This is a genomic window from Flavobacteriales bacterium (genome assembly GCA_026129465.1).
GTDB lineage: Bacteria > Bacteroidota > Bacteroidia > Flavobacteriales_F > PHOS-HE28 > PHOS-HE28.
The window spans coordinates 3,161,721-3,174,378 of the sequence record JAHCIA010000001.1 but is presented as its reverse complement, the minus strand read 5'-3'; the positions used below and the strand labels follow the sequence as shown (position 1 = coordinate 3,174,378).

Annotated in this window: 3 protein-coding genes; all 3 read right to left on the bottom strand. The window is 63.7% G+C overall.

From position 1 onward, the window contains the following. Window positions 1-1,215, bottom strand: coding sequence for a T9SS type A sorting domain-containing protein (locus tag KIT10_13445; GenBank protein MCW5900266.1), 1,215 nt, complete (start codon window positions 1,213-1,215; stop codon window positions 1-3). Window positions 1,216-1,437: 222 nt separating this feature from the next. Further along, window positions 1,438-7,077, bottom strand: a complete 5,640-nt coding sequence (locus KIT10_13440) for a T9SS type A sorting domain-containing protein (protein MCW5900265.1) — start codon at window positions 7,075-7,077, stop codon at window positions 1,438-1,440. A gap of 382 nt (window positions 7,078-7,459) precedes the next feature. After that, window positions 7,460-12,559, bottom strand: coding sequence for a T9SS type A sorting domain-containing protein (locus KIT10_13435; protein ID MCW5900264.1), 5,100 nt, complete (start codon window positions 12,557-12,559; stop codon window positions 7,460-7,462). Between the last annotated feature and the right edge of the window lie 99 nt (window positions 12,560-12,658).

Here is a 12,658-nt window from a genome sequence, read left to right as displayed (position 1 = left end):
TCATTCCACCACGATGCGGGTGCTGTGCGCGTGGCCCTCGCTCTGGATCCGCACGACATAGATGCCACGTGCGAGACCACTGACATCGACCGATGCGGCCACACCATGGGCGAGGCCATTGAGCCGCTGCTCCCGCACCATGCGGCCACAGGCATCATGCAGTACCACGTTCGCCGTGGGGGACTGGCCATCGAGGAGCACATTCAAATGGCCATCGCGCACCGGGTTCGGCCAGATCGCGAGAACACCTGACGTGGGCGCATCGATCCCCGTGGCGCTGGCCATCTCCTGCGTGAAGGTCATGTCGCCCGTGGCGTTGCCACCATAGGCCATGAAGACGAGCTTCCAGATGTTGCCCGAACGGTCCTGCGCGAAGTGCACGCGATCGGTGGCATACTCCCACTGGAAGGTCTGCTGGTTGAAGGTCTTCCAGTCGAAGCCGATGCCGTTGATCGCATCGCTGAAGGGTCCACTGCTCCAATCGTTGTAAGCCGGAGTGACGCCGTTCACGCGGCGCACGGGGATGTCCCGGTTCTGCAGGACACCGGCCACCGGATACATCGAGGGCACCGGGAAGGGCACGAAGGCCATGTAGCGTGTGAAGAGGAGGTCCCAGGTGTTCGCCGGCGGCTCGCCATCGAAGACGTTGTTGCTCTCCAGGGAGACGTAGCCGAAGTTGCGCCCGGCGAACTGGGACCGCACGAGGGAGTTGCTCTGCGCGTTGCCGCCGTCCAGATCGGCCCAGGTCCAGGTGTAACTGTCGGTGGCGCTGGCATAGCCGTCGATGCGGAGTTTTTTCCATTGGCCATCGGCGAGCTTGATCACGAAACAGCTGTCGCCGACGACATTGTGGGTGATCATGTTGTAGATGCCCCAGCCCAGGTCGAAAGGGTTGCTGGTGAGATCCTGGTTGAAGGCGCCACTGCTCCAATCGGTCTCGCTGTTGTGCTGCTGCGGCCAACCTGCGGCCAGACCGGTGGTGTCCAGCGTGGCCCATTGGGCGATGGAATAGGGTGCCTTGTAGAGTTGGATGCCCTTGGCGGTGTTGGCCTGGATGCTGCCGGTGATGCCGGTGATCTCGAAGGCCAGGTCCCATTCGGCCATGGGGCGGCTGTCCACCACCCCGTTCTGCAGGCTGTAGAAGGTTCGCATGGCGTTCCCGGGAGCGGTGGTGACCGTGACCGGGTCCTGGGCGGCGAGCTGGCAAGTCAGCATCGCGATGGTGATGAGCGTAGTATATCGCATGATCCCGCAGGTGTGTCGTGTTTCGGGCCGCAAAGCAACACCTGGAGAACACGGCGGGACAATAGCCGGATCGGTCGGAATGGGCCTGTTCCGTCATGGAACTGCAATACCCGCACGCAAAGGCCGGGGCCCGGACCGAAACGGCATCCGCCGATCGATCCGGGCCCCGCTCAGGAGGTCAACAGGCGATGGTCAATCCATCTTCATGAAGCGGTCGATCACGACCTGGTCGCCCACCACCATGCGCAGCAGATACTGGCCCGGCGTGAGGTTGGACACGTCGATCACCGTGCGTTCACGATCCATCATCTGGCTGGTGGGCATCACCTGCGCGCCCTGCATGCTCCACACCGTCAGCTCGATGCGGGCGTCAGGATCCAGATCGGCCTCCGCCTTCACGAAGAGGAACTGGTTGGTGGGGTTGGGCCACATGGTGAAGGAGAGTGCCACGGGGTCTTCCTGTATGATACCACCGCCACTGGGGCAGTTGCTCACACCAGAGCATACACCACCGTTGCCCGCATTGGCAATGGCGGCACCCGAGCAGAGCCCATCCCACTGCGTGTTGCAGCAGAAGGGGTCGGCAGCGCAGATGAAGGATTGGCAGGCCGCATCCTCACATCCAGTTCCGGTGTGGCTGGTGCAGCAGGGGTTCAGGGATACACCACCATCGCAGCTGTCGCTGATCGCGTCGAAGGCGCTCTGGCAGAGGCCATCCCAGAACGTCTCGCAGCAGAATGGATCATCGGCCACCACAGTGTTGTAGGCGGCCTGGTCAGCGGCCACGCACTCGGGCACTCCCACGCAGACAGGTCCCGTGCAGCTGTCGCTGATCGCGTCGAAGGCATCCTGGCAGATACCATCCCACTGCGTATTGCAGCAGAAGGGGTCGGCGGCGACCACAGTCTCATAGGCGGCCTGATCGGCCAGCACGCAGGCAGGCGCTTCCACGCAGGACGGACCACCACAGGCATCACTCAGCGCATCGAATTGCGTCTGACAGAGGCCATCCCAGAATGTGTCACAGCAGAAGGCGTCCGCGGCCAGCACCGCAGCATAGGCCTCGGGATCGCTCAGCACGCAAGCAGGAGCTTCCACGCAGACAGGTCCCGTGCAGCTGTCACTGATCGCGTCGAAGGCCTCCTGGCAGATGAAGTCCCAACCGGACTCGCAGCAGAATGGATCATCGGCCACCACAGTGTTGTAGGCGGCCTGGTCGGCGGCCACGCAATCGGGCACTTCCACGCAGACAGGTCCCGTACAGCTGTCGCTGATCGCGTCGAAGGCCTCCTGGCAGATGAAGTCCCACTCCACCTCGCAGCACCAGGCGTCGGCGGCGACCACCGTCTCATAGGCGGCCTGGTCGGCGGCTACACAGGCAGGCACTTCCACGCAGGCAGGTCCCGTGCAGCTGTCGCTGATCGCGTCGAAGGCATCCTGGCAGATGGAGTCCCAACCCGACTCGCAGCAGAAGGGATCGGCGGCGACCACCGTCTCATAGGCGGCCTGGTCGGCGGCTACACAGGCAGGCACTTCCACGCAGACAGGTCCCGTGCAGCTGTCGCTGATCGCGTCGAAGGCATCCTGGCAGATGAAGTCCCACTCCACCTCGCAGCACCAGGAGTCGGCGGCGACCACCGTCTCATAGGCGGCCTGGTCGGCGGCCACGCACTCGGGCACTTCCACGCAGACAGGCGGAGGTGGCACGCAGGCGTCGCTCAACTCATCGAACTGCGCCTGGCAGATGAGATCCCATGCCGTTTCGCAACAGAAGGGATCCACGGCCAGCACCGCAGCATAGGCCTCGGGATCGCTCAGCACGCAGGCAGGAGCTTCCACGCAGACAGGTCCCGTGCAGCTGTCACTGATCGCGTCGAATGCATCCTGGCAGATGAAGTCCCACTCCACCTCGCAGCACCAGGAGTCGGCGGCGACCACTGTCTCATAGGCGGCTTGGTCGGCGGCCACGCACTCGGGCACTTCCACGCAGACAGGCGGAGGTGGCACGCAGGCGTCGCTCAACTCATCGAACTGCGCCTGGCAGATGAGATCCCATGCCGTTTCGCAACAGAAGGGATCCACGGCCAGCACCGCAGCATAGGCCTCGGGATCGCTCAGCACGCAGGCAGGAGCTTCCACGCAGACAGGTCCCGTGCAGCTGTCGCTGATCGCGTCGAAGGCATCCTGGCAGATGAAGTCCCACTCCACCTCGCAGCACCAGGAGTCGGCGGCGACCACCGTCTCATAGGCGGCCTGGTCGGCGGCCACGCACGCGGGCACTTCCACGCAGACAGGTCCCGTGCAGCTGTCGCTGATCGCATCGAAGGCGCTCTGGCAGAGACCATCCCACTGCACTTCGCAGCAGAAGCTATCGTCGGCGATCACCGTGGCATAGGCCTCCGGATCGCTCAGCACACATTCGGGCGCTTCCACGCACTCCGGCGGCGGGGGTGGCCCGCTCGGACAGTTGCTCACGTCCGCACAGGCACCCCCAGCGTTCGCGTTGGCAAGCGCAGAACCGGCGCAGATGCCATCCCATTGCGTATTGCAGCAGAAGGGATCCGACGCGCAGATCACGGCTTGGCAGGCGGCGTCCTCACAACCCACACCTTGGTGGCTGGAGCAGCAAGGACCCACACCACTTCCGGTGCAGCTGTCGCTGATCTCGTCGAAGGCGCTCTGGCAGAGGCCATCCCAGAACGTCTCGCAGCAGAAAGGATCATTGGCCACCACGGTGTTGTAGGCGGCTTGATCGGCCAACACACAGTTGGGCGCTTCCACACAGGACTGCCCTCCGCAGCTATCGCTGATCGCGTCGAAGGCGCTCTGGCAGAGACCATCCCACTGCACTTCGCAGCAGAAGCTATCGTCGGCGATCACCGTGGCATAGGCCTCCGGATCGCTCAGCACACATTCGGGCGCTTCCACGCACTCCGGCGGCGGGGGTGGCCCGCTCGGACAGTTGCTCACGTCCGCACAGGCACCCCCAGCGTTCGCGTTGGCAAGCGCAGAACCGGCGCAGATGCCATCCCATTGCGTATTGCAGCAGAAGGGATCCGACGCGCAGATCACGGCTTGGCAGGCGGCGTCCTCACAACCCACACCTTGGTGGCTGGAGCAGCAAGGACCCACACCACTTCCGGTGCAGCTGTCGCTGATCTCGTCGAAGGCGCTCTGGCAGAGGCCATCCCAGAACGTCTCGCAGCAGAAAGGATCATTGGCCACCACGGTGTTGTAGGCGGCTTGATCGGCCAACACACAGTTGGGCGCTTCCACACAGGACTGCCCTCCGCAGCTATCGCTGATCGCGTCGAAGGCGCTCTGGCAGAGACCATCCCACTGCACTTCGCAGCAGAAGCTATCGTCGGCGATCACCGTGGCATAGGCCTCCGGATCGCTCAGCACACATTCGGGCGCTTCCACGCACTCCGGCGGCGGGGGTGGCCCGCTCGGACAGTTGCTCACGTCCGCACAGGCACCCCCAGCGTTCGCGTTGGCAAGCGCAGAACCGGCGCAGATGCCATCCCATTGCGTATTGCAGCAGAAGGGATCCGACGCGCAGATCACGGCTTGGCAGGCGGCGTCCTCACAACCCACACCTTGGTGGCTGGAGCAGCAAGGACCCACACCACTTCCGGTGCAGCTGTCGCTGATCTCGTCGAAGGCGCTCTGGCAGAGGCCATCCCAGAACGTCTCGCAGCAGAAAGGATCATTGGCCACCACGGTGTTGTAGGCGGCTTGATCGGCCAACACACAGTTGGGCGCTTCCACACAGGACTGCCCTCCGCAGCTGTCGCTGATCGCGTCGAAGGCGCTCTGGCAGAGACCATCCCACTGCACTTCGCAGCAGAAGCTATCGTCGGCGATCACCGTGGCATAGGCCTCCGGATCGCTCAGCACACATTCGGGCGCTTCCACGCACTCCGGCGGCGGGGGTGGCCCGCTCGGACAGTTGCTCACGTCCGCACAGGCACCCCCAGCGTTCGCGTTGGCAAGCGCAGAACCGGCGCAGATGCCATCCCATTGCGTATTGCAGCAGAAGGGATCCGACGCGCAGATCACGGCCTGGCAGGCGGCATCATCGCAACCCGGCGTACCATTGGACGTACAGCATGGGCCGGCCGGTGGCGGCGGGCAGTTCTCCACCTCGAAGGAGACCCCGGCCACGTCCAGGTTGCCACAGATCTCGCCTCCTCCCTGGATCAAGAGGCTGTTCACATCGAAGCCCGTGGTCACGCCAGGCACCACGATGCTCAGGTCCAGCGTCGCGGGGTCGTACACCAGCGTGTGGATGGTGTAGCTGCCAGCGGTGCTCACGCTGAAGCTCGGGTCGGCGCTCACGTCCACGATCACCAGGCCGGGTCCTTGCGTGAGCACATACAGCACTTGATAGCCGGCAGGGACCACGGCGTCACCATTCGGGGTGGCCGAAAGTGCTACGCTGCCGCCCTCGGACAGGCAAGGCCACTCGCCACCATCATAGGAAAGCGTGCCGGCATCCGCCTCACACTCCTCATCCGGGCAATCGATGATGTCTATGGGCGCGCCGGCCACATCCAATGCGGCGCAGATCACGCCACCGCCCTGGATCAGCAGGCTGTTCACCTCAAAGCCGGTGGTCACGCCAATGACAACACCGCCCAGGTTCAGAGTGGCCGGGTCATACACCAGCGTGTGGATCGTGTACAGGCCCAGGTCGTTCACTGTGAAGAAGGGCGCGGGGCTCACATCCACGATGACAAGCCCGGGGCCTTGGGTCAATACATAAAGCACCTGGTAGCCCGGTGGCACATGCATGTCCCCGTTGGGCGTGGCACCGATCACCGTACCGCCTTCTTCCAGGCAATCCTCATCCTTGAAGCCGGTGAGCGAGCCCGCATCGGGGTTCTCCACCAGCACGCTCGTGCCGGTCACGTCCAGGCTCGCGCAGATATCGCCGCCGTTCTCGATCAGCAAGGCCGCGATATCGAAGCCCGTGGTCACGCCCAGCACGATGCTCGTCAGGTCCAGCGTGGCCGGATTGTACACCAGCGTGTGGATGGTGTAGAACGCTTCCGCATACACGTCGAAAATGGGAATGTCGCGCACCTCGATGATCACCAGACCCGGGCCTTGGGTCAGCACCCAGGCGATCTGGTAACCCGGCGGAACCACCGCATCGCCGATGGGGATGCCACCGATGGCCGTGCCGCCTTCCTGCAGACAGTCCGTGGGCTTGAAGCCCGCCAAGGTGCCCGCGTAGGCCTCGCACTCCTCGCTCTCCGAGCAGATCAGGAAACCGTTGTTGGTGTTGCCACCCGTGAAGTTCTCGTTGATGGCCGTGAGCACGCTGTTGAACTGAGGCGCCGTGTAGCTGCCGCCGCAGCCGCCGATGAAGTCGTTGGCCGCGGCCAGTACCGCGTTCACCGTCCAGCCCGCGAAGGGACCCGAAGCCACGATGGCGTTGCCCAGCAGGGTGCTGCTCGCACCGAAGCCCGGATCGTAGGCGTCCATACCCACGCTGATCGTGGCCGCCAGCAGTTGCCCGGCCAGCACGTTGCCATAGCCGGTGGGGTTCACCCACGTACCCGAAGGCAACACGCTGGGCGGTCCGCCGCTGGGCAGGAAGTTGGTGATGGCCTGCGCAGAGGTGAACACCAAGGTGTTCTCGCAGCCGATGGTCACCCCACCGGGGAAGGCCCCCGCGAAGTTGGCATGCAGGTAGGCCCCGGGGTTGTTGCCATTGGGCGGCGCGCCCCAACCACCCTGGGTCTGGGTGCGCAACTGGCAATCATCGCCGGTCAGAATGGCAAAACCCTCCCCAGCAAGTGCGGGAAGGGTCAGGAGGTACATCGACACCGGCAGGAGGGCCGCAGCCAACCAGCGCTGGTATCGGGGTAGACATCGAAAAGCAAAGGCAGGGGGTAGTGATCGATCTGACATGGGCTTGGCAGAATAGAGCCGTAGGGCAACGGCGGGTTGGAAAGATGGAACGATCGGAACTCGAGCGAAGGACCGGGGCAAACGGCCTTCACGCCCCGAAATAAATCTGACGAGTGACCGATGTCAAGCGATGAGCGTAAATAATTCCCCGACGAGGCCGTCCTTCCCCACTTACAACCTCTCGTTCCCCGCCCCCCATGAAATGCCGGTCACCCCCGAACACCAGAGGACCCGGATCGCGGAACTGGTGCTCGCGGTCCGGGTCCTTTATGCAGGCGTCCGAGAAAGAAGATCAATCCATCTTCAAGAAGCGCTGGGTGAGCACTTGGTCACCGGCCTGCAGGCGCAGGATGTATACCCCGGCCTTCAATGGCGACACGTCCATCACGGTAAGGTCACGACCGGACACCACCTGATCGCCCATCACTTGCGCGCCCTGCATGTTCCACACACTCAGCTCCATGCGGTTCTGGCCATTGGAACGTGCCTCCACATTCAGGAACTGGGCCGTGGGAGAAGGCCAGGCGTTCAGTGAAAGCACATCACCCGGGTCGGTCAATTGGGTGGGGCCGCACTCGACCACCAGGTTGAAGGAGCCTGCCGAAGCACCGAAACCACCGACGCGCACCAGATAGGTGGTGCCCGCTGTGGCTTGGAAGTTCACGGAGGACTGAAGGCTACAGCCATCATCGTTGCCGGTGACGCACACCAGCGCGCCGCACTCACCGGTGTATACATGCAACTTGGAGTCGAAGTTGGTGCCCGTGCAGGTGTTCATGTTCACCAGGGCGTCCACATCGGGTGTGAAGGCGTACCAGATCTGACCAGCCGACCCGACCGTGGTCACACAGGTCGCGGCACCCGAAGTGACGTTGTCGTTCAGGATGCCGGCGGTGCTGCCCTGCACGGAAGCCCCGCAGCCAAGCGGGATCGGATCGGCGCATACTTCACCCGCATTGGGGGGTACGATCGGCGTGCACTCCAAGGACAAGGTGAAGTTTCCTTCGGCACCGCCGAAACCACCGACGCGTATCAGGTAGGTGACCCCCGCCGTGGCAGTGAAGTTCACAGTGGACTGGAGCCCGCAGGCATCGTCGTTGCCCGCAACGCAGACCAGCGTTCCGCAGGCGCCGGTGTACACGTGCAACTTCGAATCGAAGTCCGTGTCCGTGCAGGTGTTCACATTCACCAGGGCGTCCTCGGCCGGTGTGAAGACGTACCAGATCTGGCCACCCGTGCCCACCGAGGTCACGCAAGTGAAGGCTCCTGAAGTGGCGGTATCGTTGGCCACCCCGATGGTGCTGCCCTCGGCGGTACCACCACAGTTGATGGCGATCGCATCATCGCAAGTGGCGCCTGGCACCGATGGTGTGCAGTCCTGCACCAGAATGGGCGCACCCGCCACATCCAGACTCGCGCAGATGGTACCGCCACCCTGTATGAGCAAGGCGTTCACTTCGAAGCCCGTGGTGACACCGAACTGGATGATGCTCAAGTCGATGGTGTTGGGATCGAAGACCAGGGTGTGGATGGTGTACAGTCCGGGTGAATCCACCACGAAGCTGGCCGTGACGCTGGCGTTGATGATCACCAACTCCTCGCCGGCGGTAAGCACGAAGATGCGCTCGAAGCAGGCCGGCTTGATGGCGTCACCGTTGGGCGTTGCGGCCAGAACGGCGCCTCCCTCGGCCAGACATACTTCCGACTCCACTGCGGTGAGCGTACCGGCGAAGGCCGTGCAACCGTCCGCGCAATTCACCACCGATACCGAGGCGCCCGTCACATCCAGGCTCGCGCAGATCTCGCCACCACCTTGGATCAGCAGCGCGTTCACCTCGAAGCCCGTAGTGACACCGGGTTCCACGATGCTCAGGTCAAGCGTCGTAGGATCATAGACCAAAGTGTGGATGGTATAGCTGCCCGCCGCGTTCACCGTGAAGACCGGTGTCAGCGAAGTGGCCACGATGACCAGCCCAGGACCTTCGGTGAGCACATAGAGCACTTGGTAGCCCGGCGGCACGAGCATGTCGCCATTGGGGAAGGCGAAGAAGGAGGCACTGCCGCCAGAGAGGAATACCTCGTCATCGGCGATGGTGAGGGTACCAGCATTGGCCGCGCACTCCTCATCGCAGGACAGCACCTCGATCGCCGCACCGGCCACATCGAGGCTCGCGCAAATGGACCCGCCGCCTTGGATCAACAGGCTGTTGACCTCGAAGCCTGTGGTGACACCGAAGACCACACCGGAGAGATCCAAGGTATTGGGGTCATAGACCAGGGTGTGGATGGTGTAGGAACCCACATCGGCCACCGCGAAGGAGGGCGTCGGTTCCACATCGATGATGGTCAGGCCCGCACCTTGGGTAAGCACATAGAGCGTGGTGTAGCCTGCGGGAACGTTCGCGTTGCCCACGGGCGTGGCACTGAGGCTGGCCTGGCCACCATCGAGACAGACCTGCGCGGCATCGGCGATGATGTTGCCCGCGCTGGCCACGCAACCCGGTCCGCAATCGGTCACGGTCACCGTGGCGCCGATCATGTCCAGGCTGGCGCAGATGGTACCTCCTCCTTGTATCAACAGGGCGTTGATGTTGCCCGCCGTGGTGACCCCCAGTTGGATGGTGCCGGGATCATACGAGGCCAATTCGAAGACGATGGTGTGCACGGTGTACTGGCCGGGGGCGTTCACCACGAAGCTGGGTACCAAGCCAGCGTTGAGGATCACCTGATCCTGGCCCAGTGTGAGCACATACAAGGTGGTGAAGCCGGGCGGCACAAAGGCATCACCATTGGGTACGGCCGTGACGGAAGCGAGCCCGTTCTGCAAGCAGACATTGCTCGCTGTGACCGTAAGTGTTCCCGCATAGGCCAGGCATTGCGGCGGGCAGTCCTCCACTTCGAAGGTCGCACCGGCCACGTCCAGGCTCGCGCAGATCTCGCCACCGCCCTGGATCAAGAGGCTGTTCACATCGAAGCCGGTGGTGACGCCCAACTCCACGATGGAGAGGTCCAGCGTGTTGGGGTCGTACACCAGCGTGTGGATGGTGTAGCTGCCAGCGGCGCTCACACTGAAGCTCGGGTCGGCGCTCACGTCCACGATCACCAGACCGGGACCTTGCGTGAGGACATACAAGGTCTCATACCCGGCAGGCACGAAGGCATCACCGTTGGGCGTGGCCGAGATCACCACGCTGCCGCCTTCTTCCAGGCAGCCGATCTCGCCTTCATCCGCCGTGAGCGTGCCGGCCAGCGCCAGGCATTGCGGCGGGCAGTCCGCCACTTCGAAGGCCGCACCGGCCACGTCCAGGCTCGCGCAGATCTCGCCACCGCCCTGGATCAAGAGGCTGTTCACATCGAAGCCGGTGGTGACGCCCAACTCCACGATGGAGAGGTCCAGCGTGTTGGGGTCGTACACCAGCGTGTGGATGGTGTAGCTGCCAGCGGCGCTCACACTGAAGCTCGGGTCGGCGCTCACGTCCACGATCACCAGACCGGGACCTTGCGTGAGGACATACAAGGTCTCATACCCGGCAGGCACGAAGGCATCACCGTTGGGCGTGGCCGAGATCACCACGCTGCCGCCTTCTTCCAGGCAGCCGATCTCGCCTTCATCCGCCGTGAGCGTGCCGGCCAGCGCCAGGCATTGCGGCGGGCAGTCCGCCACTTCGAAGGCCGCACCGGCCACGTCCAGGCTCGCGCAGATCTCGCCACCGCCCTGGATCAAGAGGCTGTTCACATCGAAGCCGGTGGTGACGCCCAACTCCACGATGGAGAGGTCCAGCGTGTTGGGGTCGTACACCAGCGTGTGGATGGTGTAGCTGCCAGCGGCGCTCACACTGAAGCTCGGGTCGGCGCTCACGTCCACGATCACCAGACCGGGACCTTGCGTGAGGACATACAAGGTCTCATACCCGGCAGGCACGAAGGCATCACCGTTCGGCGTGGCCGAGATCACCACGCTGCCGCCTTCTTCCAGGCAGCCGTACTCGCCCATGTCACTGTCCAGCGTGCCGGCATCCGCCTCACACTCCTCATCCGGGCAATCGATGATGTCTATGGGCGCGCCGGCCACATCCAATGCGGCGCAGATCACGCCACCGCCCTGTATCAGCAGGCTGTTCACCTCAAAGCCGGTGGTCACGCCAATGACAACACCGCCCAGGTTCAGAGTGGCCGGGTCATACACCAGCGTGTGGATCGTGTACAGGCCCAGGTCGTTCACTGTGAAGAAGGGCGCGGGGCTCACATCCACGATGACAAGCCCGGGGCCTTGGGTCAATACATAAAGCACCTGGTAGCCCGGTGGCACATGCATGTCCCCGTTGGGCGTGGCACCGATCACCGTACCGCCTTCTTCCAGGCAATCCTCATCCTTGAAGCCGGTGAGCGAGCCCGCATCGGGGTTCTCCACCAGCACGCTCGTGCCGGTCACGTCCAGGCTCGCGCAGATATCGCCGCCGTTCTCGATCAGCAAGGCCGCGATATCGAAGCCCGTGGTCACGCCCAGCACGATGCTCGTCAGGTCCAGCGTGGCCGGATTGTACACCAGCGTGTGGATGGTGTAGAACGCTTCCGCATACACGTCGAAAATGGGAATGTCGCGCACCTCGATGATCACCAGACCCGGGCCTTGGGTCAGCACCCAGGCGATCTGGTAACCCGGCGGAACCACCGCATCGCCGATGGGGATGCCACCGATGGCCGTGCCGCCTTCCTGCAGACAGTCCGTGGGCTTGAAGCCCGCCAAGGTGCCCGCGTAGGCCTCGCACTCCTCGCTCTCCGAGCAGATCAGGAAACCGTTGTTGGTGTTGCCACCCGTGAAGTTCTCGTTGATGGCCGTGAGCACGCTGTTGAACTGAGGCGCCGTGTAGCTGCCGCCGCAGCCGCCGATGAAGTCGTTGGCCGCGGCCAGTACCGCGTTCACCGTCCAGCCCGCGAAGGGACCCGAAGCCACGATGGCGTTGCCCAGCAGGGTGCTGCTCGCACCGAAGCCCGGATCGTAGGCGTCCATACCCACGCTGATCGTGGCCGCCAGCAGTTGCCCGGCCAGCACGTTGCCATAGCCGGTGGGGTTCACCCACGTACCCGAAGGCAACACGCTGGGCGGTCCGCCGCTGGGCAGGAAGTTGGTGATGGCCTGCGCAGAGGTGAACACCAAGGTGTTCTCGCAGCCGATGGTCACCCCACCGGGGAAGGCCCCCGCGAAGTTGGCATGCAGGTAGGCCCCGGGGTTGTTGCCATTGGGCGGCGCGCCCCAACCACCCTGGGTCTGGGTGCGCAACTGGCAATCATCGCCGGTGGGCAAAGGGGCGGCCCACAGGGCCATGCCGGTGAAAAGCGCGACGAGCAGGGACGCGCTTCTCCTGGAGGTAAGGGTAGAACAGTACTTCATGGGTTTTGGCAGGCTGTGGCCGCCAGGGCAATGGCGGCCGGGTTGATCTTGGAACAGTAAAGGAACAAAACCGCGGACGGTTGGTTCGGGCCACGAAGC

What these genes read in the sequence shown, in the direction of transcription:
- KIT10_13445 (MCW5900266.1), bottom strand. Translation starts at nt 1,215, where the DNA reads ATGCTGACTTGCCAGCTCGCCGCCCAGGACCCGGTCACGGTCACCACC.
- KIT10_13440 (MCW5900265.1), bottom strand. Translation starts at nt 7,077, where the DNA reads ATGTACCTCCTGACCCTTCCCGCACTTGCTGGGGAGGGTTTTGCCATT.
- KIT10_13435 (MCW5900264.1), bottom strand. Translation starts at nt 12,559, where the DNA reads ATGAAGTACTGTTCTACCCTTACCTCCAGGAGAAGCGCGTCCCTGCTC.